This is a genomic window from Hahella sp. CR1, assembly GCF_029813005.1.
GTDB lineage: Bacteria > Pseudomonadota > Gammaproteobacteria > Pseudomonadales > Oleiphilaceae > Hahella.
The window spans coordinates 80905-106426 of record NZ_JAPELK010000014.1 but is presented as its reverse complement, the minus strand read 5'-3'; the positions used below and the strand labels follow the sequence as shown (position 1 = coordinate 106426).

Genomic DNA, 25522 nt, shown 5'->3' with positions numbered 1-25522 from the left:
GGCGAGCGAACGCCTTTTCTATTGGCACAGGTAACGAATATCCGCCAACAAGGTGCGTTCGCTGTCCAGCACCGTACTGATGGTCTGGCACAAAAAGCCGGAGTTGGTGTCCCGGTACGGTCGCGAATTGATGACTCGCCGTTGCAACAGGCGCTCAATCGCCAACATCTGATAGAAATAAGGTCTGGCCGCCCAGTTGACCCCTTGATTGCCCATATGCTGTAACCATTCAGCGCCGTCCCAATCAAAGTTCGGCGTGATTTGCACTCCGGTGTGGTCGCAGATATAAAAACGCAGGAAGCCTTCCGGCGGTTGCGGCAGCGCGCCAACAAAGTTCTCATTGCGCAACACGCAGTCCTTGATATCGAGCACGCATTTTTCCATCTGATGGATGTAGTAAATGTGTCGGCGTTCCTCTTCCACTTTGCGATGGATAAAGCTCTCCAACAACATACCGACTTTCGACTGCGGCGCATCCGGCGCCAAAAAACGCTCCAGCGCGGGATTGAAGATGTAACCCTGAATATAACGGGCGCCGCATTCCATGGCGAAACGGAACTCGTCTTCCGTCTCCACCCCTTCGCAGATGATCTGACTGCCCGCACGCTCCGCCAGGTAACCCACGGACTGCACTACTTCACCGGAAATGCCGCCCCGCGCCGCGCGCTTGAACAGGCGCATATCCAGCTTAATAAGATCCGGCTCCAGAGAAATAATGCGGTTCAATTGCGAATATCCGGCGCCAAAGTCATCAATGGCGATTCGCATGCCCGCGCGCCGATATTCAGCCACCTGCTCCACCAGCGCGGCCTCGTCGCCGCCGTTCTCGGTAAACTCCACCACCACGCGCTGCGGATCAATGCCGGCTTCATGAATCATGCGGATCGTGGGAACCTGCTCTTCGTCGCAGTTTTTGCGCATCCATTCGGGGGAAATGTTGAGAGTGAGGAAACAATCGGAAGGGAGGGTTTGAGCGGTTTCTAGCGCCTGCTTGCGCACCATGCGGTCAATATTCAAAAGCCGCCGTCGATCAACGCCGGGATCGGAGAATAAGGGCCCGGCGGACATCACTGCGCCGTCATCGCGGCGAATGCGCGCTAAAGCTTCATAACCCGCCACCATTCCCCGATTAATATCGACGATAGGCTGAAAAAAAGGGAGGTACTGATTACGTTCTGGTTGGACCCCGTCACAGGGCTCGTTTGGGACTCCATCGAGGTTTGTCCCCAAACTCGATATGCGCTTCGCAACCGAATCCATTTTTACTCCGAAAGTAAAGAAGGAGGCCAGTAGTACAGCCGATTAGGTTAGGCCATTTGATCATAACCTACTGTAAAGGTTTGAATATTTAGGTGTACTTTAGTAACTGCCACGCTGTCTGGGCAATTTATACCTTGTAACATCCATATTGCAAGGCGGCGCTCCAACATCCGGGGAAAAATAAACTCTATTTAATCCGCGCCTCTTCAAACCTGAGTTCCACTCGCATCCCATCCGGTCGGCGCTCGATTTGCAGCGACCAGGCCATGGCTTCCGCAATTTCCTGACAAAGCTTGAGGCCAATGCGGTTACTTTCCTCCCGCTCTGTTGCGTCAGAGGGCCCATCCACCTCTTCGTCAACGTTGAGAACAACCAGGCTGTTCTCACTCAGAGTCACAGTGACGGAGCCCGCTGCGGTGTGCTGAAACGCATTGCGAACCAGATTGGCGGAGATGATGGTCCAGGGCGTGATGGCTATCGGCGTCACCCATGTGTCTGGCGCATCCAGAGTGACCGACACCTGCTTGCTGTGCAGCAGATAACGATGGAAATCGATCTGCTCGCGAATCGCCGCCGCCAAGTCCTCGTCGCGACGGGGCGCGCCTTCCCGTTGCTCCCGCCCCAACCACAGAAGTGTTTCCGTCATGCTTTGCATGCCATAAGCGGCGCGCTCGATACGCGCCAGCGACGGGGTCAGTTCTTCCGGCGGATTGCGGCGTTGCAGCAGCTCGACATTGTTGCGCACCACTGCAATAGGCGTGCGTAGCTCATGACTGGCGTGCCGTAAAAAGTCCTTTTCCCGCTGCAGAGCAGTGCGCAATCGTGCGAAGGCGCTGTGCAGCTTCTCGGCAATATCCGAAAATTCCGCGAAGCCCATCTGCGGCGGTTTTTCCGTCAGGGTATCCAGATTCAGGTTATGCGCCCAGTGCGCCAACCGGTCCACACGTCGCCCCACATACAGCAAAAACAGATGCGTGAGAATGATAACGCTGAGGATCACCGCAAGCGCCAGAATGATCTGACTCACGCGAATACGCCAGATCTGATGGCGTACGTCATGCTGCAGCGCGCCCGGCGTGGGATGCCGGGTGATGTAGAGCCATTCGTCGTTCGACAGATGAAAGGGAAACAGGAAGTAGATGTCCCCCGGGGCTTTCGGTTCTGAGGTTTCATTGCGAAACAGGACTTCCAGATCGGCGGATACCAATTCAGACTGATCAAGCCGCGATTGATAGGGCTCAGGCACCGCAGACCAATCCCGATAAGACTGCACATACAGACCTGACGGCAATTCCGCCTCAGGATTATTGGCGAGACGCTGATCGTAATCCTGAGCCAGAAAGTACATCTCCACCGTCATCGCCTGCTCCAGACCGCGTCCGAAATACTCTTTCAGCAACAGGGTGTAGATGATCACAATCAGGGTCGCGATCCCCAGCAGGTAATAGCGGAAAACCCGTCTGACGCCGAACTCTTTAGCGAACTTCAAACCGCCTCCTCTTCATCGCGCACCGCCTCACCGCAACGGACGCCCTGCCCCGGCACGGTATGAATCAGCGCACTGGCGAAGGGTTTGTCCACCGCCATGCGCAGTTTGTATAAATGCACTTTGAATGCATTGCTGTCCGGCGGCGAATCCGGCCATAACAACTGTTCCAGATCGCTCTTGCTCACCACGCCCGGGCTGTGTCGCATCAGCTTTTCCAGCAACTGCCAGCCTGTAGGCGTCAGCGTTAACGCCTTCCCCTCTCGCCGCACCTGTCGCTGGTCCAGATCCATCTGCAACGGCCCTACCGTCAGCAAACGCGCCTGGCCGCTGCGGCGGCGGGACAACGCCTGCAAACGCACAATCAACTCTGCAAAGGCGAACGGCTTCACCAGATAATCATCAGTGCCGGCGCGAAAGCCTTCCACCTTGTCGTCCAGGGTGTCTCGCGCGGTGAGCATGAGCACCGGGGTATCCACGCCCTCTTCTCTCAGTTTGCGACACATGGCCAACCCGTTCATGCGCGGCATATTGATATCCAGCAGCATCACATCGTAAGCGTTGGCCCGCGCAAGATTAAATCCCGCCACGCCATTAGCGGCGTGATCGCAACTCATGTTCTCCAGCGCCAGATAATCCAGCACGGTGGTGGCCAGATCAATATCGTCCTCCACCAGCAGCACTCGCAAATGGCCGCTCATAGTCTTTTTCCCATCATCAAACCGCTTCATCGGGCGCGCCCAAAACCGCGCTGGCCGCGCCGTTGTCGCCCGCCTGATGGCGTCGTCCGCCAATCAGGCTGCGCATATCCTCACTGATCGCCAGCAATACCGGGATCAACACCAAAGTGATGACCGTTGCGAAAAGTATACCGTATCCCAGCGCCACCGCCGCCGGGATGAGGAATTGCGCCTGTACGGACGTTTCATATATCAATGGGGCCAGTCCTACGAAAGTAGTGCTGGAAGTCAGCAAGATGGCGCGCAAACGGCTGGCGCAGGCGTGCTTCACCGCCTCTTTGACCGCCATACCGCTCTGGCGCGCTTCATTGAATTCCGCCACGATCAGCAAACTGTCGTTCACCACGACGCCGGAAAGCGCCAACACACCGAACAGGGACAACAGACTCATGGAGATGCCCACCATCCAGTGCCCCAGAATCGCTCCCACCACGCCAAACGGAATGGCGGTCATGATAATCAAGGGCTGGCCATAAGAGCGCAGGGGAATCGCCAGCAGCGCATAAATGCCGAATAACGCCAGGGCGAAGGCCTTGATGAAGGAGGCGCTGGTTTCCGCCTGCTCCGTCGCTTCGCCGCCGAAATTTACCGTCAGGCCCGGGTAATCCAGTTGCAGTTTACGCAGCTCGCCGCTCTGCAACGCAGTGAGAATTTCCTGAGGCGAGGTAATGTTTTTGTCTACATCCGCCGTCACCACCGCCACCTGTTTGCGGTCCACCCGGGTAATTTCGTTGGCGACATAGGAAGACTCCAGTTTCGCCACGCTCAGTAACGGCAACACGCGGCCATCATCGGTGCGCACGCGGGCGTTGACCAAGTCGTCCACATGGCTGCGATCATTGGTGGGATAACGAATCTTCACTTTCACTTCGTCCTTGCCCCGTTGAAAGCTCTGCGCTTCATACCCCTGAAAGTTCTGCTGCACCTGGGCGGACAACTGCGCCGTAGTCAATCCCAGCGCGCGCCCGGAATCAGTCAGCGACAGCGTAATCTGCGGCTGACCGACCTTGAGGGTGCTCTCCATATTCTCCACCCCGGCGTATTCTTGCAGCGCGGCGATCAGTCTGTCGTTGGCCAGGGTCAGGGTTTGGTTGTCATTGGAAGCCAGCTCAACGCGCAGGTCTTCCGGTCCATCAAACGCAGTGATGAACTTCACTGACCGCGCGCCCTCTACTGCGCCGACTTTCTTCTGCCACAAGGCCGCCACTTCGTCGATGCTCAGAGCGCGCTGCTTCTGCTCCGCCAGTTCCGCGGTGATGGACACGTCAGTTTCCGACGCCACCCTCACCTGCAGGTTGGCGATGATCGGCGTTTCCATCTGCTTCGACTCGATTAACTCGGCGTTCAGATCCTGCGCCGCCTGCTCAATACGCAGCGCCTCGCGCTGGGTCAGGCCGTATCCGACATCGTCCTGCATAGTCAGTTGCACGTTGATGACATCCCCCGGCACATTGGGGAAGAATACGAAGCGCACCGCGCCCGAGGGTATCAAACCCGCCACGACGATGAATAACGCCAACATCGCCGCCAGCGTGGCGTAGCGGTATTCCAAAAGCGCATGCAAAGCGCGCCGATAGTAGCGATGGGTGAAGCGCTCCAGGCCCAATCTCACTTTCTCCTGCACCGCCTCCAGCCAGCGCGCGACAAAGTGCTTCCGTCCCTGCTGCGCCTTTTCCCGCACATGGGCCAAGTGAGCCGGCAAAATCAGTTTGGATTCGATCAGGGAAAACACCAGACAGAAGATCACCACGATGCCGAACTGGGCGAACAGCTGCCCCATCTTGCCTTCCACCAGTTGCAGGCCGGCGAACGCCACAATGGTGGTCAACACGCCAAAGGTGGCGGGAACCAACACGCGCTGTACGCCACGGATGGTGCTGGCCACATTGGCGCCGCGCTGGCTTTGCTCGGTATGAATGCTTTCACCGATTACCACCGCGTCATCCACCACGATACCCAGCGCCATGATGAAACCAAAGGTCGTGAGCGAGTTGATGGTCATGGCGGACAGACCGTCCCCCATCAAAAATACGGCGCCGGCAATGGAGATCGGAATGCCAGCGGCGACCCACAGGGCCACACGGAAGTTCAAAAATAACGCCAGCAGAACCAGCACCAGCAGAATTCCCTGGAAGCTGTTTTTGTACATCAGGTTCAAACGATCAGCGATGGCGCTGCTTTTGTCATACCAGGTTGCGCTGGAAACGCCTTGCGGCAGGTTTTCACGAAACGCTTCGGTAATCTGTTCCGCCCGCTCCGAGACTTTCATGATGTCGGAATCGCCGATCATTTCCACTTTCAGTGCGATGGAGGGCTCGCCGTTGAAACGGGACAGCATCGGCGTATCGTCATAGGCGTCATTGACCTGAGCGACGTCCCCCAGAGTGACGCGCGCGCCATTGAGCTGCTCCTTCACCACGATGCTTTCAAAGTCGCGGCGGCGGTATTTCTGATCATCGGCCTTGATGACCATATAACCGTCCGCGCTGCGTAATTCGCCACCGCTGCGAATCAGTGAGGAGCCGTTGATGGCGGCGGCCACATCGGAGAGCGTCAGACCATAGGCCTGCAACCGGCTTTCACTGATCTCAACAGTAATTTCCGGCGTGCGATCGCCATAGGTGGTCACGCGCTTGATTTCCGCATCCGCGAGCAGTTCATCGCGCAGCTGCTCCGCCAGATCCTGCAGCACGTCCTGGTCCGCATCGCCATAAAGCTGCGCCCAAATGGCGTGATCCACATGCTCCGCCTGGCTGATGACCGGCTTTTCCGCTGCCTCCGGCAGATTCTTGATGGCGTCCACGCGGATTTTGACGTCCTGATTGAGCTTATCGAGGTCGTAGTCGCTCTCTTTCTCAATCGTCACCGTCACCGACGAGGTGGAGGATTTACTGGTGATCTGCTTGATGCCCTGCACGCTCTGCAAGGCTTCTTCGATCTTGATGGCGACGCCCTCTTCCGCTGCTTTGGCGGAGCCGCTTGAGTAGCTGACGCTGACGGTGACTTCATCCGGCGGCAAGGAGGGAAAGCCTTCCTTGCGCAATTCAAATGCGGTCACTACGCCAGCCAGCAGAATCACCGCCATCAGCAAGTTGGCGGCGACGGGATTGCGCACGAACCAGGCGACCCAACCCCCGCCCGCGTTAAACTGTTTGGAACTCATTGCGCCGTCTCCCGCACAGGGTGAACCTGCGCGCCCGGCGCGTAGCCGGCCAAAGGATTACGCACCACCGCCAGGGTGGCGGCGCTTTCCGCTTTCACATAGATAGAATCATCGCCAGTGAACAGAATGTCCGGCGTTTCCCGCGCCAGCTTGTCGTCCTGATCCACGTACCACAGATAGCCGCCTGCGGTCACCGCAGACGCCGGCACTTTCAACACGTTGTCCATATCGGCGCCGCGAATCTCCGCTTCCACAAACGCGCCTGGCAGCAATGCAGTTTGCTGCTGCAACGGCTGCTTGACCTCCACCAACAGCCCCCGCAGACGTGTGGAGGCGTCGATATAATTATCCAACCCCACCACCTGGGCGCTCCAGGCGGCGCCATCCTCTTCGATGGAGCGCAGGGTGACTGTTTCCGGCAAGTCCTGCTGCAACATTCCCCACTGGGGCTGGGTCAGGGACAGGCGTACCTGTACCGCCTCGACGGAATACAGAGTTCCGGCTTCCGCGCCTACGTTGACATAATCCCCCAAAGCGACGCTACGACTGACTACTACGCCATCGAATGGCGCAATGACCCGGGTGCGCGCCAGATTGTTACTCGCCTGCTCCACCGCCGCCTGAGCGGCTTCGAACTTGGCTTTGGCGCTGGCCAGTTGCGGTTTATGCAAGGTTAAGTCCGACGCCGGCGTTTTAATGCCGGAACGCTTCCAGTCTCTTTCCGCCTGCTCGGCCTCGCGCTGCTCCTGCTGCAACGCGTAATCGGCTTCGGCGAGCGTCTGCCTGGCGCTGGCGAGCGCTGCGCGATAATCGGTGGCGTCGATAACGAACAGTAATTCCCCTTTGGTGACGTGCGCTCCTGCGGTGAATACTTTTCCCACTTCAGTCACTTTGCCGGCCACATCCGCTTTTAGCTTCAGCTCATATTCCGGCGTCGCTTCCCCGTTCAACCTGAGCTGGTAGGGATAAGCGCCAGGGGTGCTTTCAATCACCGTCACCGCGGGCAGACTCTGATGCTTTTCGCTCTGCATCGGCGCCGGCTTGTTGTTGATGGCGTAGGCGGTCGCCCACAGCGCCAGTGGAATCGTCGTCAGCGCCAGCAGAGACACCCAGGCTTTTCTGCGTCGGCGAGCTTTGGCGTCAGCATTTGCAGCGCTGTACGCCGCGTCTTCGGGAGAGGGTTTTACGATGGCGTTCATAATGTCAGTCCAAGGGCCAGGCCCAGTGTAATTCGGTTACTCATACGGTCACGGCGCGTCTCCAGCAGCTGGGTCTGGGCGTCGAACAGGCTGCGCTGCGCCTGCAGAAGATCAGTGATGTCCGCCAGCCCCTGGGAGTACAACTCCTGATAGTGGCTAAGGCTGGATTCGGCGTGCTCCCTGGCGCTTTGATAGTGAGTTTGCTGCGCGCTCAAGCGACGTTCGCTTTCCAATGCGCTTTCCACTTCATTGAGAGCGTTCAGCAGGGTGTTCCGATAGTTCCACCACGCCCGCTCCGCCACACTGGCCTGTGCGTCTGCATTAGCTTTGATTTTTCCTCCGTTAAACAAAGGCGCCGTCATTGAGCCAAGCAGGCTCCAGGCCGGACTTTGCTGGAACAGGTCGCTCACGCGCTCTCCGCTATCGGATAAAGAAGCGGACAGGGAAAAACCAGGCAGCAGGTTCTTGTAGGCTGCGCTGGCGCGAGCGTCTTCCGCCAGAATTCGACGATAGGCGGCCTGCAAATCCGGCCGCGCGCCGATCACCTGCATAGGCGTATCCGCCTGGGGCAACGTCACCTCCGGCAGGATTTCCGCGGTTTGATTCGGCGTTTGCGGCAACCGTCCTAAAAGCACATTCAGCGTACGCAGGCGGTCATGATAGGTTTGGCTCAGTTGTTCCAGCTGAGCTTTGGCGTTGGCGGTGGATAAACGCGCCGCATCCAGATCGGCGAGGTCGCCAAGTCCGCTCTGAAACCGCTCCAGGATGGTGGTTTCGGTGAGTTGCAGGCTGTCTATACGCGCCTGCTGAATAGCCAGCCGGCTCTGATCAGCGGACAAAGCAATCCAGGTTTGCATTACCTGCGCCGCCAGGGAGGCTTTAGCGGCGTTCAAGTCTTCTTCCGCGGCGGCATAGTCTTCGCGCGCAGCGTTGCTTTGATCACTTAGACGCCCCCAGATATCCAGTTCCCAGGACAAGTTCAGGCCGGCCGAGTAGGTGCTGTGGGCGTCCACCTCGTCGCTTCCAGAACGCTCGCCTTTGGCGCTGGCGGACGCTTCAGGTATGCGGGAAGCGTTCTGCGCCGTCAGGCTGAACCCGCTTTCACGCAAGCGCAGCGCCGTCTGACGCAAGTCAGGATTGGCCTGCATGGCCTCTTGCAACAGGCCTTGTAATTGCGCGTCGGCAATCAGGTCTGTCAGACTCTCCAGCGAGACGCCCTCATCCAGCGACTGATCCCAGGCGGCGGGCGTTTCTATATTTTCCAGGTTGCTTGCCTGCTTAACCGGCGTCAAACTGCAGGCGGTCAACGACAGCAGCAGCGCTGGAATAATGCATCGTTTGAATTGAAGTACTACGGACAATTTCGTCGACCCCGATATGATTGATACGACAATGGCGACATCCTATCGGGAAACGGGTTAACGGCCGGTTAACGCTGGCGTGGATACCGCAGAAATAGCGGATGCGCCGCCAAAGCCGATCAGATTCATCGTTGCAGCGACTGATCAAGCCTTTTTCGAATAAGCAGAAGGATTCAACATGTTATTAGAACTCGCTATCGGCGACGCTTACGGCGCTGGTTTCGAATACGCTTCCAACAAGATTGTGCGCGAGAACAACTTCGGCGAGCAGTACATTCAACACCAGCGACACACCACTATTCTGCCGGGTCAGTACACCGATGACGCTCAAATGGCGATCGCCGTAGCGGAGGCCCTGATCGCCGAACAGCACTGGAACGAGACTATTCTCGCCAGCTACTTTCTTAACGCTTTCAAGCGTGATCAGAGGGAGGGCTACGCCAAAGGCTTCTATGATTTTCTCTGTAGCGTAGAGACGGCGGAGGAATTTCTGGCGCGCATCAAACCCGACAGCGAGAAAAGTGGAGCCGCCATGCGCGCCAGTCCCATCGGCGTGCTGGCGGATGAGAAGCAAGTCATCGAATACTGCGCGCTACAGGCGAAAGTCACCCATAACACCCCGCTCGGCGTCAACGCCGCCCTCGCCGCCGCTTTGATGACGCACTATTTCATTTACGGCCTCGGCCCGAAACAGGACCTTGGCGAATACATCGCCTCCAAAGTCCCCGGCGACTGGAATGTCCCCTGGAAAGGTAAAGTCGGCGCCTTGGGCGTGGATTCCACTCGCGCCGCCATCACGGCGGTCATAGCGGAAAACGACCTCAAGTCCATTCTACTTAAATGCATCGCTTACACGGGGGATACGGACACCGTCGCCACTATCGCCTTGGCTGCAGCCGCGTGCTCGAAAGAAGTAGACAAAAACCTTTCACAGTCGCTTTACGACAACTTGGAAAGAGGCGCATACGGCTATGATTACATCGCAACGCTGGATAACAAGCTGATGGCGCGGGTGAAATAAAAGTCGCTTACGCCTGACCGAACACTCAGGCGTAAGCCTAACGAATTATTATGTGACGCACGGCGGCTTTTCGTTATTTTTTCATTGCATATCAATCGCTTGAAAAGCATAAATGTCGGCTCACAAGAAACGGATAAAGTGTAACGGAGTACGCGCCAAAGATTGCCTCTCCCTGCCCTTCATACTGTTTCAAACAATCTCAAATGCACACAGTAAGTGGTAACAGGACATGCCAGTCTTTGCATATCAGTCGTTAAACTCCAACGCCAGTAGCGACCATGGCGTCAGCGCATCAAACTCGCAACACTTTACACGGATGACTCACGATCATTCCGCTACTAATCACCAGGGACCCTGGCTGCTGGTGCCGCCGACGAATCCCAACGTCGAACCGCATGAACTGCTTCATGGCCCTTCCCAGATGATTTCTACGGCGTCAGCAGGGAAAATGAATAAAGGACAGCACGATAACGCTTCCTTTCGGAGCCTGGTGGAAGGCAAGGCGCGCTTGAATCATCAACATTTGGGCCAAGCTTTCGGACAGAGTTGCGACCTGATGGTTTTTGGCGAATTGAACAGCGAGCATGCAGAATGGGCCACACTGAAAAATAGCGCCGGCCCGATATTCAAAACGTCGACGCCCGCCAAAGCATGTAACTGCTTCAGTGTGCACGCCACCAATAACAGCCAGCATCGCTTCGTGGGCGACGGCCAGGGTTGGATCGCCATAAAGAGCTACGGCGTCCTGGCGGTCTTCGTACACGTTCCCAACTCAGTCGCCAAATCAGCTGACGCAGCCAAGGTATTTTACGGCGCCATTCGCAACCAATTACTGCAAAGCAACGCAGGGGTTATCGACATCATCATGGGCGACACCAACCAGGGAAGTAACGACTTTACCCACACCGTAGTCAGCGAAGCCCTGGGACAGACCTTCGCTGATGCGCACACAGGCTCATCAATACAACCCTTCGACGCTCACAATAGAGAGTTTCAAGGCACCAACAGCACGGGAACCAAAAAATACGACGTGGCGGTTTACAATACCCAATCAGTTAGAGTCAATCGCCTGATCTACCTTTCTCAGTTCGCTCCCACCAGCCACCAAAGCTGGGAAGCCGTAGCCATCACCGACCATATGGGTATTGGTGTAGAGGTGGAGCGGATATAACTGCGGTCATCCCCCCCATAGCTAGCAGATAAAGGGCCAAGCCAACGGCCCCTTACTCAGCTTCCGCCTTCAATTCTAAATTCTCTTCGCTCTTCTTTACCCAATAGAGGCTAGTCTCTACGCCCTATTCATCCTATTTGTTAAGTTTTGTAACATGAATTTTTTGTTAGTGTACAACCAAGGTTTGGAAGAAGATGAGCAGAATGGATTTTGATGTTGAAGTAAAACTACTCAAAACATCTCCCGATACCATATTAACCCCTCTATGCATCCCTGATTTCCGGGAACTCAAGTCGAACACCACAAAAAACAAAGACTTTATTACCTTTGAAATACAAGTAAAGAATCAGCCTGTTGATAAACTCTTTATTAATATCTCTGATGGTGATCTTCCAGTATTTCAAAGTGAACTCCTGCCGAATATGCGTCAGGTAGGCACTCACACTTGGGACTGGGATGGCTATAACCAAGCAGGCATTCTTGATACAAAGATTCTCAAGAGCAGTCATCTACGTGTTACAGTCACGGCAAAAAAAGATTCAGCAACTAAACTCAGCACTATCTCCCTAAAAGGAGAGCCTGCTCAGGAAGACTGGGTAGACGTGAAAATTGACAGAAATATTAGACGGGCTTATGTTGAAATCCGGTTAAATTTAAAGGATGGAGGTGCAAGGGGTGTTGGTAGACTTCCACCAGAAGAGATATTTCAGACCCAAAAGTATCGCAATCATCATATGCCTGACTATATGACTGCCAGGCACATTAGACATATAGGGTTTAATGATTTAAAACAAATGGTGTTTAGCGCTGTCAAGAAGAGCTGGTCGCGAGGAATAAACTTAACTACAAAAAACCAATGCAGTCACTTTGAAATATTGACAAAGCCCATACAAAGTGAAAAAAATGCAATGGATGACATCTATTTGGAATACAATGCAAATGGCCCATTTATCAGATCAAGCAACCCCGGAAAAGTAAGGAATGTAATATCTTTTCTTGGAAACGTGCTTTCTGAAAAGATAGTTTACAACACAGGTTGGGTGCGCGTAAGTGGAATATGGCATTTTGCAGACAAAGATGTGTCAGATAGTAAGTTCATGTATTCTGCCGCTCATGAGATCGGACATGAAATATTAAGCTCCTATGGAACGTCAATTTATTCTTACAGCCATAAAGGCAGCTCAACTCTGCTTACTCAAAGCCCCAAACCTATTAACAGTGGCGGTCTTTTATACCCTGAAAATACCGAAGTCGATTTAATGAAATACTATAATGATGGCAATGCTGGTGACTTTACCCCCCAAACACGGGCAGGTGAAACTGATGTAAAGTCATTACTATGGATATCAAGGGTGTCTTTTAAATGAAAAAATTTATTATAATTGCTCCACTCATAGTTCTTAGCGGATGCTGTTTTGATGGCCAACTTCAGCATGACAGCTTTGTCCCTGCAGACTTAGTCGTAAAAAACAAGACTGGTCACAAAGTAAACATAAGACTTCTATATAACTTCGACACCGAAGTAGCAGGCTTTTCCATACCTGGGCAATCCTTACGTCCAAATGAAGAAATGGATACCATCAATATCACTAGGCGAGGTTACGAGGCCATTTCGGATCAGTACTTTTTCATAAGCGGGTCTTGTGGCGAATTTGACAATGATGAGGCGCCAGGAAGTCGCTTCAGAGTTGAAGCATCGGCCAAGAAAGAGCATGTATTGATAACAATAGATAGTTGCGAGTCATTCAAGTAGATATGAGCATAAAAAAAATAGCCTTACCGATAATACTCACCACACTTCTTTCAGGATGCTGCAATCATCAACGGCCAAATATTGATATTCCGCTTTCTGAAACGATTGAAATAAGTAACCCATCAGCCCTGCCGCTGACCATTCTGGAAATTCGAAGTACGCCGGATAGCCCTTACAGATTTAAGTTTCCTCGGGTATCAGTGGAAGCTGGCGGTCGTATTAGTTACCAGATTACAGAAGAGTCCTACTTGGGATTTAGTCAGGGGGAGTTTACTGTAAGGGCTCAATGTGGCGAGTCTGAAACGGTGTTCGGAAAAGAGCGGTTTAAAACAGACGCCAAGGCGCTGAGTGAGCACCAGCCCATCTCGGTGACGTTGCTAAACTGCCCAGACGGCTGATTGCAGGTCGAAAAATCACAACGACAGCGCTTTCCGCACCGCCGACAATAAGTTTTCCGGCAGTTCTTTATTTTTGGAGAGGATGGCGTCGAATTGGGTTTCTTCCGTTTTGAGGCCCTGGCGGCTGGTGATGAGTATGGCGGGGATTTTGTGGTTGCGGGTTTGCGATGCGCGCAAAGCGGCGACGACCGCAAGGCTGTTGAGTTCTTTGAGTTCGCCGCCGGCGATAATGAAATCGAAGTGTTCTCGCAGCAGGCGTCCCAATGCGCTCAAGCCGTTCTGCTCCCATACCAGGCGCACCGGAAGAGGCTCCAGCGCTTGCTGGTAGTAACTGGCCAGTGTTTGTGAAGACTCCGCCAGTAAGCCGGATTTGCGTTTTTCCAGCACCCGGTGGTTCAGACGCTCCAGCTCACTTTCGATGTCCGACTGCTGCATGAGTTCGCTGCGGTGAACCACGCTGACCCGGCGCAGCAGATCAAGATAAGCCAGCGCATTGTTGGCGGAGCTGGCGTCCAGAGCGGCGTTGGCGCCCAGCTCGGCAAGAAAGCTTTCCAATTGGTGGCAAATGGTGGTCACCACATTCAGGCCATGAGTACCCCCCGCCCCTTTCACATTATGGATACCGCGATAGAGTTCGTTGAACACTTCCTTATTCGCGCCATCTCTTTCCAGCGTCAGAATCAACTCTTCCAGCTTATTGCAACGCTCATCCAGCTCCTGCAGGAAACGTTCCCGCATATTCGCCAGAATAGAGGCGAAGGTCTCGGTATCCATTGCCATCCAGACCACCTTCTTTCAATAGCATTCACCAATGCTAATTTTAATTGAATGCTATTAATCCTAGCACTTCCAGCGCAGAGTTATTGTAAAGATTGCGATATCGGAATTTCGCGCCGGACAATGTGTTTATATTTGCTCAGGCGGAACGCTGCGCATCAGTGTTTGCAACTGTCTTCTCCAGTTTATGGCGATGTCTGAGGCGGGAGACCGCTCAAGGCGCTTCAAGTCTTGTTTGAGCTCAATAAGCCTCGTTTGATGCAATACATCCGCCTCGGCGTCAACTTCTTCCAGCAAACTCCATAGCGCCAGGAAACTCTTTGCCAAGTTGAGAGAACCCACCAGCTTGCGTCGCTCGGTATTAAGCTCCAAACCAGTGTTGACCAATCTCGTATTGGACAACCTTTGGGCGGCGTTGCCAGCAAAGTTCCTATCGACCATGGACACTGTAGCGGCGATCTGCGGAGCCGCCCAGGATTGTCCGGCTAACAACTCCCATAGGGATTCGACCAGAGTGTCGTTGCGAGGCAAATAGCACATCGCCAAACAGCCCACGATGTGGGGGCGCCAATTACATACGCTGAACAGTACTTTTATGTCCTCTTCGGGATTCTCTGCGTCTGCCAGTATTTGCTTAACGTTGCGCATTTCTTCCTCTGCGGCGTCCATACAGGGAGTATTTAACATCAGCAAATAGTTGATTCGAGGTACTACCGTCTCACGGCCATCAACCTCATGCTTATAGAAAAATATCGTCTGACACAGTTTTTCATCATCGGGATTTAGAGGTACTTGCTTCATCTTCCAGGGCGTCTATCCATAAATCAGAACCGGAAATTTTAATAGCGCCCCACTGGGATTACATCTATTCTTAATATGTTCATTCCCGGACGGATAGGACGCCGCCATGTCGACAGAGGATTTGCAGAAAGCATTCCAGCTCTCTGCTGAGTTGTTGCAAAACCAGTCTTATCACGATTTAACACAGAATCTGATCAGCCTCCTGCGTAGCATCGAAGGTGTTGATGAGGTTTCCGCTTACGAGATATTCAGCGCCGCGCCGCCGGCCTCCCATAGTTCAAACCAGCGCAAAGAGATGCTGGTCCGACGCTTTCCTCTTATCAGCAACGATGATTTCGACAATCAAAATGCTGACGTACTCAAGAAGATAGCCGCTGAATCTCGCGGCGGCGTGGGATATTGGGTGGGAAGCGCCGCGCCGACGATTTATTACGACGTCGCCAGCGCCCTGGAGCCCCGCCGGATAATCCTGATAAAAGGCGCGGTCAGCACTTATGACTTTGAAGTAATACGAGGCTTATTCGGCGTCTACAGCAACCAGGTGGCGTTGCTCGACGCCAGAGAAAGAGACCCGCTCACCCGCTTGCTAAACCGGCAAACCATGGACAGAACACTGGAGCAGGTGGTCGACTTCTATCATCTGAAGCAACCTGAGGAAGCAACCCAGTCCTCCTGGCTTGCACTACTGGATATCGACCATGCAACGCCCGCCAATGGCAGCAATGGCGATGAGACCCTGCTGCAGATATCGTTACTGTTGAAAAAGGGCTTTCGTTCTTCCGACCTGCTGTTCCGCTTTGATGGTGAGGAATTCGTGGTCATCGTGAATCAGACGGATAAGGAAGGCGTAGAAACCTCTCTGGAGCGCTTTCGCAAAAACGTCGCCTCTCACCCCTTCCCCGCCGGCAAAATCAACGTCAATATCGGCTTCACGCGAGTGACTCCGGAATGCCCGACGCCACTGCTAATTGAAAGCGCGGACCTGGCGTTGTATCAAGCAAAATCCGACGCCGGCGCCGCCATCGTGTACAACGACGCGCTGCGCCATAAACAAAGTCCGATGGATGACGTGGAGTGTTATTGAGAAAAAGATGTCAGCATTTGCGCGGAATAGAATCACTCATCTTCATCAGTTAAATCATCAATCCTGATTTCAATGTGCCCGTCCGGCATTTCTGTCGTGAAGTTTTCCAGAAACTCCGAGTACTCCTCTGAATTCCGCAATAAGGAGCGACCCGCCTGAATAAGCGTGTCGATTTCCCGGTTACTCAATTCCAGTGAGGTCGGCAGGCTATTGAAGAACTCTTTCAACGAAGGCGATGAGAAGGACTGGAAATTGACTTCGATAAAGTAATAAGGAATGCGCCCGAAGCGCTGAAACCCCCGGACGATGCGGTCGTCCTGATCCTGCAGAATCGCCCGGGTCTCCACGTTATAACGCTGGATTTGCGCATTAGTGACTGCGTCAATGGTGTCCGTAATGGAGGGCTTGTTGGGGCTTTCGTCGATGCCTCGTTTCGGTCGAACTTCCGCATTCACCAGAATCACCGCCACCCGCTTTACTTTTTTGGTGTGATCCTGAGCGGCGTTTTCCAGTTCAGCCAGCTGCAGACCGTCGATCACCCCTCGCAACCCCAGGTTATCCGAAATACCGCCATCCACCAGATGAATATAAGGATGCTGTTTGCTGTCGTTATAGGACAGCAGACCGCTGACCAGTTCCTGTTGGCGAATATCCAGCGGTTTGGATTCATTCAACATTCGGAACATGGCGGACTCGCTCAAGTCGCAGTCGCCGCCGTGGTTTTTCAATACGATGGAAGGAAACGCTACCGGCACCGCCGAGGACGCCGTCACCGCTCGCGCTACATTGAACTTGTTCAGGTCCGAGCACAGCAGATCAAAAGTATCCTGATCAAAGGAGAAACGGTTCCCCTGACTGAGATCCGTCGCGTTGATATTGATGAAAGGACGGCGACTCAAGGGGATATCGGCGAAGGTCCTGCCCCTGAAGATATAGTTGTCATAGTATTCAACCGCCATTTCCGTACGGTCAAAGCGGGTGAACAGCGAACGCCACCAGTATCCCGGGCTCAGTAACTGCCACAGCAATGCGCCCTGCACACTCTGACGGAGAAATACTTTCTCGTAGTCCGAAAACAGCTTGTCGCCGAACAATCCGTAATAGGCCGCGGTGAAACTGCCTCCTGATACGGCGGAGATATAATCCACCTCATCCAGCAAGCGGGTTTTGACGCCATCGATTTCAATGCGTGTGTCCTTCAGCTCCTCCATGACCCCATAGGACAACGCAGAAGCCCGCGTGCCGCCGCCGGAGAAAGCCAGGATCAACAGGGTTTCCCCCAAGTCATTGTCGCGCTGGTAAGTGCGGAAGCTATAGGCGTGGTCGCTGCTGTAGGACTTAATCGGTTCGTTTTGCGGCTTGAACTGGCTCGCACACCCGCTGCATAACGCTGCGAGAAGAATCAACACACTGCTGGATCTGACTAACGAATACATGTCTCTGATTTAAACGCGTTTAATACCAGGGAGCCGCCGTATAACGACCATTTTTCGCCGCGCCTCGGACTGCCTCAACGCGTGGGTTTTATTGATAAAAGCCGATAACGCCATACTTAACCCAACGCGCACTATAACCTATTCCACATGGAAATCAGATGAATGCGGCAATCGCCTGGGTCGCCATGTCTACGTAAAGCTCCTTTTGTCCCACCGGCGCCGCATAAGCGATCGCATCTCTAGCCGCCTCTTCTCCCAGGCTGCGCCAGATCACCCACATGGCCAGATAGGTCGCGGACAGGCAGCCTCCCGCAGTGGCGATATTTCCCTTGGCGTGAAACGGGCCCTCCACCACCTGGGCGCCCAGGCTCTGCAAAACCGGTCCCGTGGTCGCATCCGTGCAGACCGGCGTATCCTTCAGCAGTCCCAGGCTATGTAAAAACAAAGCGCCGGAACATTGCGAGCCGATCAGCTGATATTCCGGGTCAAGATGAAACGCCGACATAATACTGTCATTTTTCACATGCTCGCGGGTTTGTACGCCGCTGCCGAACAACACTGCATCCGCCTCGCTGGCGAACATCAGCGGTCGCTGCGCAGTGATCTTGACGCCATTCATCGACAAGGCGTGCATGGAAGGGCAAGCCAGTTCCGCCCGCCAGCCCGGCCGCTTCACCCGATTGAGCAGGGTAAGCGCCATAAAGGAGTCCATTTCATTGAATCCGTCGCATGTGACAATGGCTATCTTCATATCGCCCCGCTATTCATACTCTGTTGGTCGATCATGGCGCTCGCACAACGGGCGCGGTCAACTCGACGACAACGGACGCGCCAGCACCAGCGTCCAATAATTGCTTGCAGGCGCTTTATCATCGCAGACACACGCCATTCCCATATCAGTATATTCCAGCGCCATGATATTGCCGCAATGACCCGGACTGCCCAACCAGCCGACGATGACCTCTTCCACCGGAAGATGGCCAAAGGAAATATTCTCCGCCACCCGCGACCACACATAGCCGTTGCGCGTCGCCCGCTCTCCCACTGGCCAGCCGTCGCCGCCAATGTGGTCGAAAAAGTTGTTCTCCGCCATATCCCGACAATGTTCTTCAGCCGCCAGCGCCAGGCGCTCATTCCACAGTAGTGGCGGCGCAATCTCGCAAAACATCTCACCGCAATAACGGCTTTGCGCTCTGGCGTCGTTGATCAATTGCAGCCAGTGCTGCGCAATTTGGCTCATACCTGGCCTCTGATGAATCCTTCTCTTGGGGGGCGTAGAACGCGCAGGTCGCCGGCTGATGCCAAACGCGCATTGCGTCACTAGCATACCCAGAACGCCTTCACAAAGCCCGACTAATTTTTAACGCCGGAGTACGCTACGATGCAAACCGATTTCATCGCCCATCACCACCCTCTCACCGATGTCGAGATACTGGAGGACGGACGGCTTCGCATCAGCGTGCGCACAGCGTCAGGCGCAACGATTAACAGCGGCTGGATTCGCTATGAGTTGGACAATGAAGAGTATTTAACCGCCCTGGAGCCAGTGGAAACCAAAGCGGACGCGCAATACTGGCGGGTTGAAATTCCCATTAATCCTGGCGCTGCAACCACCTATTATCTATTCAAATTTATCTGCGCAAAGCGGCAGTTTTGTCTCGACGCTGGCGGCCTGCATCCTCGAATTCGTTCACGTTCTTTTCACTTCAAACATGTACAGGGCCTACAAACGCCACAATGGGTATGGAATCAGGTTTTCTACCAGATCTTTCCAGACCGGTTTCGCATCGGCGACGGTGATTCCGCATCGAGTAACAAAGGACTTAATGAACATGAAAAGCAGACGCCCCTCAGCGACTGGAACACAATCCCAGATCCGTCCAAGGGATCGTCAGAATTCTTCGGCGGCGACTTGAACGGCGTGGTTGACGCTTTACCGTATTTGCAGGATGAACTGGGCGTCAGCGCGATTTATCTCAACCCGATTTTCGCTTCTCACAGCAACCATCGCTATGACACGGATGATTACAGCCAAGTGGAGCCGCGCCTTGGCGGCGAGCCCGCACTGCTGCGCCTGCGCAAAGAAACCCAGGCGCGGGATATGCGGCTGATACTGGACGCCGTCGTCAATCATACATCCGTCCATCATCCCTGGTTTCAGCAAGCGCAGGCGGGCGACGAGCACTATCGCGCGTTCTATAATTTTGACTCCGAAGGTCGCTACGCCGCCTGGAAAGGCTTCGAAAGCCTGCCCAAGTTGAATTACGCCAACCCGGAAGTGGCGGCCAGCATGTACTCGGGCGACAACGCCATTCTTCGCCATTGGCTGCGTCCTCCCTACGCCATCGACGGCTGGCGTCTGGACGCCGTGCATATGCTGGGCGACGGTCCCAGCGCCCACAATAACGCAACGCATATGCGCGGCATGCGCGAGTGCGTTAAACAGGAAGCGCCGCAGGCTTATCTGCTGGGCGAACATTTCTTTGAAGCGACGGAGTGGCTACAAGGCGACCAAGAAGACGGCGCGATGAACTACTACGGTTTCGCCCACCCTCTTCGCGCCTGGCTGGCTGGTCTGGATATTTCCGGACAACCGGGAGCCATTGACGGGCGCGAATTCGCCGCCTGGCTGGCGGGGGCGCGCGCGGCGATTCCCTGCCCAATTCAATTGAGCCAGCTTAACTTGCTGGATACCCATGACACGCCCCGTTTTCTCACCCTGCTGCAAGGCGATCGCGACCTGTACAAGTTGGCCTTGGGTCTACTTTTCACCTACAGCGGCGCGCCTTGTCTGTACTACGGCGATGAAATCGGGCTGCCCGGCGGTGGAGACCCGGACTGTCGTCGCCCCTTCCCCTGGGATCGGGAACGTTGGGATATGGACATTCTGAACTGGTGTAAAGCCCTGATCGCCCTGCGAAAAGATACTCCCGCCCTGAGCCGGGGCGGACATCTGGATTTGGGGGCGGATGCAGACAGCTATTGCTTCGCCAGAACGGCTCAGGAAGGGTCGCTGATCATCGCCGCCAATCGTGGCGACGCCTCTACCACGTCACTGGATACGCGATTGCTGGGCGCGCCGGGAAGTCGCTGGCGAGATCTGTTCAGCAGAGAGGTTTTCACCACGAATGGGCACGCATTGACGCTTTCCCTGCCTTCCAAGTCCTTGCGCATCCTGGCGCCGGAATAAGCTCGCACGTATAGGGCCTGTTGAATCCCTGGATTCCAGGCCCTATACGATGATCAGGACAGGCTGTCCGCAGCGATCAAACCGTCCCAGCAATCAAACAGATACAAGGCCAGATAAATCGGCGATAACGCCCAGATCAATGGATCGTCCCAGAACGGATAAGTGGTTCCCACTGCAGCGATCGCGATGGCCATCAACTCCGTCACGCCAAGATACAGCAACGCCTTGGTCAAGTGCGCCAACCAGCGTTGTAGCGGTTTCTCCAACACGGACTTCTGATAAGTGGTCTCGAATATCCCCACAATCGCCGACGCCATCAATAACCCGATGACCGCCAGAATGGCGGACTGATTGCCCGCCTCCATATGCTGCATGCTATCCAGGGTAAACAGAATCATCGCCGGCGCAAATACCAACAACAATGCCGCATTTTTCAACGCCAACTCAGTTAGGAATTTTTTCTTGTTCAACATGACTCATCGCGCATTTGGGGGACGGGTATCCAGAGAAATTAACGGGAAAGTATAGAGCAGCTTTCTTTTTGAAACTCAGGAGAAGTGCGTGAAGCTACAATCAGATACTCAGAATCTCACCTAAACAAGACCCGGCGAAGCCGGATCTTGTCTTTTCAGTGGCTCATTTTCAGTCATGAGCTTTCAATCGGATTTTTTAATTACCAGCCGCCACGGGTGGCGTTGACCAAGTCACTGTTGAATACCGTATTGCTTCCGGGCTGCCACTCAATTCCCGCACCTGCGTTGTTTTCGTCCCGCTTCAGGCATTTCCACTCGACCTGCGATCCTGAGGGGACAGAAATGACGCTGCTCCATACCGGATAGGCGGATGGGTCGAGCTTGACTGCGCCTGCGGGGCTCCAGCCGCCCAGTTCAGGGAGACTGCCTATGGCGTAAACGCTTTGTCCCCATTGGGTTTGGCCGTTATCGCAGGTAAAAGAGACATCCACCCTTTGTGACTGACACTGCGGGCAATCCGCCACCCTGGCCTCCACATGAATCGCCATGGCGTCGCGGCCGGCGACATTTATGGAAGCATAGCCCGCGTTGTCCACGAAAACCGTGGGGCCGGTGCAGACGCCTTTAACGTAATCGCCATGCAGAATGTCGCAGTATTCTCCCGCCAGCAAGCCGGTGTCCAGCGAGGCGCTCCACACCCCGGTGTCATTGTTCAGCGCCACAAAGCCGAGCCCGCCGCGTCCAAAGGCCAGCCGATTGTCGCCGTCGCGGGACACATTGGAAATATAAGCTTTGGCGGCGGTGGCCTGACGGAATTTCGCCATATTGCCAATCCCGCCCCAGCGGTGCTCGCACACCCAGTCCACGCCGCAGGCGCCGCTGGTATGCGGACCGGAATTAGGCGGCCCCTGATCGTGGTCATTGAAGTAATAGCTGGACATCACTCTGGGATAGCCGTAGGGATAAGCAAGCATAAAAATATGGGCGAGATAGTACATGCCCTGCGGATCATTCCAGGTCAGCGCCCATTCCGGGTGCTGGCGTTGATCGTCGTGGTTAGCGACGAACACCATGGCGTCGCTGCTGGCCAAGCGGTCTCCCCACTGGGAAAAGTCAGCCAGGTTCGCCATGCGGCCATTACGAAAATGCCAGGCCAGATCTCGCTCCATCTGAAACTCAGTGACATCGGCGATATGGGTGTACATCTCTGGTTGCACCGCCTCTCCTGAGGCTCGGATTACTTCCTGAAAGATATAGGGGGAACCCTGAACGCGACTGAGGATATTCTCAATGTCCGCAGGCGGAATGTGCTTGGCGGCATCGATACGAAAGCCTTTCACCCCCAGGCTGATCAGGTCGTTCATATAATCCGCAATTTTGCCGCGCACGTAATCGCTTTCGGTCTTCAAATCCTTCAAGCCCACCAGATCGCAGTTCCAAACCTGATTGGCGTCGCCGTAGTTAATGCCGCCGCAGTTCCAGTTATGGAAGTCATTAACGCCATACGGGACGTCAGGAAAGTCGAACCCGGTGGAGGCCATATGATTGATCACCAGGTCCGCATAGACATCCACGCCCACCGCGGCGCACCGTTGCGTCATAGTCTGGAAACGCTCGCGGTCGCCGCTACGACTGGTCAGCACATAGCTGACGGGCTGATAGCGGGTCCACCATTGCGCGCCTCCGATATGAGCTTGCGGCGGAGATACTTGCACCGCAGTAAATCCTTTCGGCCCCAGATACTGTTCGCACTCCTGCGCCACGTCCTCCCAGCTCCATTCGAATAAATGCACCATTACTGAGGCATGACGATTCACTTCGCCATAGCCATTGCCGGCAGCGCACAGCGTACCCGCACAGGCTGCCGCCATTGCAAGCCGCCTCACGCCCTCGCCCAACCTGCTATCGGCATTCTTGTTATTTACGTTATCCATGACCATGTCAGCTCTCCCGCAAGCTTTTTATTGTTAACTCCTTACATGGATGGCCCGTCGAGGTTAAACACCCGCGCGCATCCACGGAGTAACATTAGTCGCGACGACGTGAACGGACATCCATCCAAGTGGAGTTTAGAGGGGGAATTTGAGGGGGAGATTGGGGAGTCACGAACCATGACTCCCGGGGAGATGTGCGGAATTATCAGTCCAGAATGGCGGTGTATTGCGCTAGCACGCCCAACACGACCACGCCCCAAATAGCGAGCCCCATAAGGATGAACAGAATATTCCAGGGGCTGAAACGGCTGTTGCTCTTCCCGTCAGGATCTTGATTGGCGCGGTTTGCATAGGTTTGCGCCTCATACAGCGTGTAAAGAGGAATAACAGATGTCACGAGCAGCGCTATATCCCAGACGCCAAAAACGTCGCTCGCCGGTATACGGGCGGCAATCTCGCCCCCTACCGTCATCAGCACATACAAGGTCGCCATCATGGCGTGAGCGCTCCAGGTTCCCAGGCCCTGTTCCTGATGACTGTTAGCGATATATTTGAAAAGAGAATGCGTGAAGAAGATGCTGAATATGGAGCGCCATACCGGCGCGACTTTAAGACCTTCGTGAACCTGCAGCGCTTTCCAGTGTTTGTAAAACCAATAGAGACGGTATAAACCCAGCGTAGCGATGTATAAGACAATCAACTTGGTAGTCGAGGTGGTGAAGAAGGGAGTTGAAGATTCGCTGTGCGTATCCAGCTCAGCCTGCGGCGCCTGATACGGGTTTTCCATGGTACTGCCTCTGAATTTCGGAGATAAAAAAATGCGCGGCCTGATTATCATTAATCAGATTCCGCGCATTTTCTATCCATCTATCCCAGCTTGTCCAGCTTTACTCGGGACGCCAGCCTTTTAGCTCTTCCAGGCGTTCAGCTGGACGCAAGGACCTTCAAAGGTAACTGCGGCGACATCCAGCGTGGAAGGGTTGTCATTGATCAACAGACGGCTGCTGTTGGCGATGACTTTCCATTCCGCGGAGGTCAGGGTCCAGTTTTCTTTACCTGAGTCAATCTGCCCCAGATACACCAGACTATGATCATCCATCTTCTCCGCCCACAAATGCAGCGGGCCTGAAGGTTTGTCCTGGAAACGCTTGGACCATTGGGTCACCAACTGAGAGGTTCCCGGCTCCTCGCCCTTATAGGCGGAGATCACCAGCGCCACCTGACCGTTGCGACTCATTGGAGCCATGTAATCAGCTCCTCGTCCCGGCGCGCCGCCCATGACGTTCCAAAGCAACGCCACCGCGAACACCACTGACGCCGCCGTTCCCGCCATCGCGGAGAAACGCCACATGGCGAGATTTTCCCAGAAACTGGCCAGCCAACTGGTTTTGGCTACCTGCGCCTGCGTCCTGGCTGCTTGAGGTTTCACGGCCGGCGCCGTCGCGGCGTCTATCTTCGCCCACAGATCCGCAGGCGGTTGTTGCGCCGGCAGACTATCCTGCATCGGCGTCATCAAGTCTGACCAGTAGGCCACCGCCGTATCCATTTCACGATAGTCGCGCATCAGGGTTTCCATGCGTCGACGAACTCGGGCGCTCATCGCCCCCGCCACATATTGACTCGCCAGATGGTCGCAAACTGTGGCGTTTTTATATCTCATGCTTCGAGACATTGTTTTAACTCCTGCAGTCCGCGTCTGATCCAGGCTTTGATCGTCCCTAACGGGCGCTCTAGCCGAGTTTCCAGTTCGCCGTGGCTGTATCCGTGGATATAAGACAATAAAATCGCTTTACGAGGCTCTTCATTCAATTTTTCGAGGCACTGCCGCATGCCTTCCTGGTCCGCCAGCCCGCAGCCCTCGCCAGCCAGATCCGCCATCAACGGCTCAACATCATCCATGAGATCTTCACGCTTGCGCTGTCTGCTTTTCAGCTTGTCCAGCGCGGCGTTGCGGGTCAGCACGCAGAGCCAGCCCCAGGCGGACCCGGCTCCTGAATACTGGGACGCTTGCCGCCACAGCTTCATGTACACTTCCTGCAACAGGTCGGCGGCTTCGCCTTCATCCTGCAGTATGCGCATGGCGACGCCCATTAACCTGGCGCCGGTTAAATCATACAGACGCTTCAGCGCGGCTCGGTCCTGGTCCACGATGCGGCGCAACAGCGGCGCCAGCTCCACGGACCAATCTGTGTCGGTTGCAGTCTTCAACGACGGCTCCTGAATTGAGTTCACCTGATCGATTCCCCCGAAGGTTCCCAGGCATTATATCCAGGTA

General features: G+C 54.7%; 23 protein-coding genes. 7 read left to right on the top strand and 16 right to left on the bottom strand.

Annotated features, from left to right (window positions below):
- Nucleotides 1-18: 18 nt before the first annotated feature.
- The 6 genes from ONV78_RS26680 to ONV78_RS26655 form a co-directional block, all read right to left on the bottom strand.
- A complete protein-coding gene (locus tag ONV78_RS26680) occupies nt 19-1260 on the bottom strand; it encodes an EAL domain-containing protein (protein ID WP_216740294.1) in 1242 nt (413 codons plus the stop codon).
- A 187-nt stretch (nt 1261-1447) separates the two neighbouring features.
- Nucleotides 1448-2749: a HAMP domain-containing sensor histidine kinase gene (locus ONV78_RS26675; RefSeq protein ID WP_279507533.1), complete on the bottom strand. Its 1302-nt coding sequence runs from the start codon at nt 2747-2749 to the stop codon at nt 1448-1450.
- The gene (locus ONV78_RS26670) at nt 2746-3447 is read right to left on the bottom strand and encodes a response regulator transcription factor (RefSeq protein WP_279507531.1); all 702 of its coding nucleotides are present in this window, start codon (nt 3445-3447) and stop codon (nt 2746-2748) included. Before ONV78_RS26670 ends, ONV78_RS26675 begins: the two co-directional genes overlap by 4 nt.
- Nucleotides 3448-3463: 16 nt before the next feature.
- Nucleotides 3464-6649: an efflux RND transporter permease subunit gene (locus tag ONV78_RS26665; RefSeq protein ID WP_279507530.1), complete on the bottom strand. Its 3186-nt coding sequence runs from the start codon at nt 6647-6649 to the stop codon at nt 3464-3466.
- Nucleotides 6646-7848, bottom strand: coding sequence for an efflux RND transporter periplasmic adaptor subunit (locus ONV78_RS26660; RefSeq protein ID WP_279507528.1), 1203 nt, complete (start codon nt 7846-7848; stop codon nt 6646-6648). Before ONV78_RS26660 ends, ONV78_RS26665 begins: the two co-directional genes overlap by 4 nt.
- Entirely contained in the window at nt 7845-9209 is a 1365-nt protein-coding gene (locus tag ONV78_RS26655) for a TolC family protein (RefSeq protein ID WP_279507526.1), read from the bottom strand. Before ONV78_RS26655 ends, ONV78_RS26660 begins: the two co-directional genes overlap by 4 nt.
- 178 nt (nt 9210-9387) lie before the next feature.
- Between ONV78_RS26655 and ONV78_RS26650 the strand changes: the two genes are divergently transcribed.
- From ONV78_RS26650 to ONV78_RS26630, 5 genes are all read left to right on the top strand, one after another.
- Nucleotides 9388-10230: an ADP-ribosylglycohydrolase family protein gene (locus ONV78_RS26650; RefSeq protein WP_279507525.1), complete on the top strand. Its 843-nt coding sequence runs from the start codon at nt 9388-9390 to the stop codon at nt 10228-10230.
- A 229-nt stretch (nt 10231-10459) separates the two neighbouring features.
- On the top strand, nt 10460-11401 hold the full coding sequence (locus tag ONV78_RS26645) for a hypothetical protein (RefSeq protein WP_216740301.1): 942 nt from the start codon (nt 10460-10462) through the stop codon (nt 11399-11401).
- 194 nt (nt 11402-11595) lie between these two features.
- Nucleotides 11596-12768 (top strand): hypothetical protein, encoded by a 1173-nt coding sequence (locus ONV78_RS26640; protein ID WP_279507523.1) that lies wholly within the window; start codon nt 11596-11598, stop codon nt 12766-12768.
- Nucleotides 12765-13154, top strand: coding sequence for a hypothetical protein (locus ONV78_RS26635; RefSeq protein ID WP_279507521.1), 390 nt, complete (start codon nt 12765-12767; stop codon nt 13152-13154). Before ONV78_RS26640 ends, ONV78_RS26635 begins: the two co-directional genes overlap by 4 nt.
- A gap of 2 nt (nt 13155-13156) precedes the next feature.
- Nucleotides 13157-13552 (top strand): hypothetical protein, encoded by a 396-nt coding sequence (locus ONV78_RS26630; RefSeq protein WP_279507520.1) that lies wholly within the window; start codon nt 13157-13159, stop codon nt 13550-13552.
- A 15-nt stretch (nt 13553-13567) separates the two neighbouring features.
- Here ONV78_RS26630 and ONV78_RS26625 read toward each other — a convergent pair whose 3' ends face one another.
- The gene (locus ONV78_RS26625) at nt 13568-14332 is read right to left on the bottom strand and encodes an Hpt domain-containing protein (protein WP_216740306.1); all 765 of its coding nucleotides are present in this window, start codon (nt 14330-14332) and stop codon (nt 13568-13570) included.
- A gap of 126 nt (nt 14333-14458) precedes the next feature.
- The gene (locus tag ONV78_RS26620) at nt 14459-15130 is read right to left on the bottom strand and encodes a hypothetical protein (RefSeq protein ID WP_279507519.1); all 672 of its coding nucleotides are present in this window, start codon (nt 15128-15130) and stop codon (nt 14459-14461) included.
- Nucleotides 15131-15236: 106 nt separating this feature from the next.
- Between ONV78_RS26620 and ONV78_RS26615 the strand changes: the two genes are divergently transcribed.
- On the top strand, nt 15237-16214 hold the full coding sequence (locus tag ONV78_RS26615; RefSeq protein WP_279507518.1) for a GGDEF domain-containing protein: 978 nt from the start codon (nt 15237-15239) through the stop codon (nt 16212-16214).
- 32 nt (nt 16215-16246) lie between these two features.
- Here the strand turns inward: ONV78_RS26615 and ONV78_RS26610 are convergent, their stop codons facing one another.
- The 3 genes from ONV78_RS26610 to ONV78_RS26600 all read right to left on the bottom strand — a co-directional run bounded on the left by ONV78_RS26610 (nt 16247) and on the right by ONV78_RS26600 (nt 18890).
- Nucleotides 16247-17623, bottom strand: a complete 1377-nt coding sequence (locus ONV78_RS26610; RefSeq protein WP_279507516.1) for a patatin-like phospholipase family protein — start codon at nt 17621-17623, stop codon at nt 16247-16249.
- A 181-nt stretch (nt 17624-17804) separates the two neighbouring features.
- On the bottom strand, nt 17805-18401 hold the full coding sequence (locus ONV78_RS26605) for a DJ-1/PfpI family protein (RefSeq protein WP_279507514.1): 597 nt from the start codon (nt 18399-18401) through the stop codon (nt 17805-17807).
- Nucleotides 18402-18458: 57 nt separating this feature from the next.
- A complete protein-coding gene (locus ONV78_RS26600; RefSeq protein WP_279507512.1) occupies nt 18459-18890 on the bottom strand; it encodes a CAP domain-containing protein in 432 nt (143 codons plus the stop codon).
- A gap of 141 nt (nt 18891-19031) precedes the next feature.
- Between ONV78_RS26600 and malZ the strand changes: the two genes are divergently transcribed.
- Complete coding sequence (gene malZ, locus ONV78_RS26595; protein WP_279507511.1) at nt 19032-20840, top strand: maltodextrin glucosidase; 1809 nt, start codon at nt 19032-19034, stop codon at nt 20838-20840.
- Between the two features lie 53 nt (nt 20841-20893).
- Here malZ and ONV78_RS26590 read toward each other — a convergent pair whose 3' ends face one another.
- The 5 genes from ONV78_RS26590 to ONV78_RS26570 form a co-directional block, all read right to left on the bottom strand.
- Nucleotides 20894-21313 (bottom strand): hypothetical protein, encoded by a 420-nt coding sequence (locus ONV78_RS26590; RefSeq protein WP_216740313.1) that lies wholly within the window; start codon nt 21311-21313, stop codon nt 20894-20896.
- Between the two features lie 200 nt (nt 21314-21513).
- Nucleotides 21514-23184: a carbohydrate-binding module family 20 domain-containing protein gene (locus tag ONV78_RS26585; protein ID WP_279507509.1), complete on the bottom strand. Its 1671-nt coding sequence runs from the start codon at nt 23182-23184 to the stop codon at nt 21514-21516.
- A 268-nt stretch (nt 23185-23452) separates the two neighbouring features.
- Nucleotides 23453-24034 (bottom strand): hypothetical protein, encoded by a 582-nt coding sequence (locus tag ONV78_RS26580; protein ID WP_279507507.1) that lies wholly within the window; start codon nt 24032-24034, stop codon nt 23453-23455.
- A 120-nt stretch (nt 24035-24154) separates the two neighbouring features.
- Nucleotides 24155-24919, bottom strand: coding sequence for a hypothetical protein (locus ONV78_RS26575; protein WP_279507506.1), 765 nt, complete (start codon nt 24917-24919; stop codon nt 24155-24157).
- Entirely contained in the window at nt 24904-25479 is a 576-nt protein-coding gene (locus ONV78_RS26570) for a sigma-70 family RNA polymerase sigma factor (RefSeq protein ID WP_216740317.1), read from the bottom strand. The genes ONV78_RS26575 and ONV78_RS26570 overlap by 16 nt, the downstream gene beginning before the upstream one ends.
- Between the last annotated feature and the right edge of the window lie 43 nt (nt 25480-25522).

Coding starts and splice junctions, on each gene's coding strand:
- ONV78_RS26680 (WP_216740294.1), bottom strand. CDS start 1,260: ATGGATTCGGTTGCGAAGCGCATATCGAGTTTGGGGACAAACCTCGAT.
- ONV78_RS26670 (WP_279507531.1), bottom strand. CDS start 3,447: ATGAGCGGCCATTTGCGAGTGCTGCTGGTGGAGGACGATATTGATCTG.
- ONV78_RS26665 (WP_279507530.1), bottom strand. CDS start 6,649: ATGAGTTCCAAACAGTTTAACGCGGGCGGGGGTTGGGTCGCCTGGTTC.
- ONV78_RS26660 (WP_279507528.1), bottom strand. CDS start 7,848: ATGAACGCCATCGTAAAACCCTCTCCCGAAGACGCGGCGTACAGCGCT.
- ONV78_RS26650 (WP_279507525.1), top strand. CDS start 9,388: ATGTTATTAGAACTCGCTATCGGCGACGCTTACGGCGCTGGTTTCGAA.
- ONV78_RS26645 (WP_216740301.1), top strand. CDS start 10,460: ATGCCAGTCTTTGCATATCAGTCGTTAAACTCCAACGCCAGTAGCGAC.
- ONV78_RS26640 (WP_279507523.1), top strand. CDS start 11,596: ATGAGCAGAATGGATTTTGATGTTGAAGTAAAACTACTCAAAACATCT.
- ONV78_RS26635 (WP_279507521.1), top strand. CDS start 12,765: ATGAAAAAATTTATTATAATTGCTCCACTCATAGTTCTTAGCGGATGC.
- ONV78_RS26630 (WP_279507520.1), top strand. CDS start 13,157: ATGAGCATAAAAAAAATAGCCTTACCGATAATACTCACCACACTTCTT.
- ONV78_RS26625 (WP_216740306.1), bottom strand. CDS start 14,332: ATGGCAATGGATACCGAGACCTTCGCCTCTATTCTGGCGAATATGCGG.
- ONV78_RS26620 (WP_279507519.1), bottom strand. CDS start 15,130: ATGAAGCAAGTACCTCTAAATCCCGATGATGAAAAACTGTGTCAGACG.
- ONV78_RS26615 (WP_279507518.1), top strand. CDS start 15,237: ATGTCGACAGAGGATTTGCAGAAAGCATTCCAGCTCTCTGCTGAGTTG.
- ONV78_RS26605 (WP_279507514.1), bottom strand. CDS start 18,401: ATGAAGATAGCCATTGTCACATGCGACGGATTCAATGAAATGGACTCC.
- ONV78_RS26600 (WP_279507512.1), bottom strand. CDS start 18,890: ATGAGCCAAATTGCGCAGCACTGGCTGCAATTGATCAACGACGCCAGA.
- malZ (WP_279507511.1), top strand. CDS start 19,032: ATGCAAACCGATTTCATCGCCCATCACCACCCTCTCACCGATGTCGAG.
- ONV78_RS26590 (WP_216740313.1), bottom strand. CDS start 21,313: ATGTTGAACAAGAAAAAATTCCTAACTGAGTTGGCGTTGAAAAATGCG.
- ONV78_RS26585 (WP_279507509.1), bottom strand. CDS start 23,184: ATGGCGGCAGCCTGTGCGGGTACGCTGTGCGCTGCCGGCAATGGCTAT.
- ONV78_RS26580 (WP_279507507.1), bottom strand. CDS start 24,034: ATGGAAAACCCGTATCAGGCGCCGCAGGCTGAGCTGGATACGCACAGC.
- ONV78_RS26575 (WP_279507506.1), bottom strand. CDS start 24,919: ATGTCTCGAAGCATGAGATATAAAAACGCCACAGTTTGCGACCATCTG.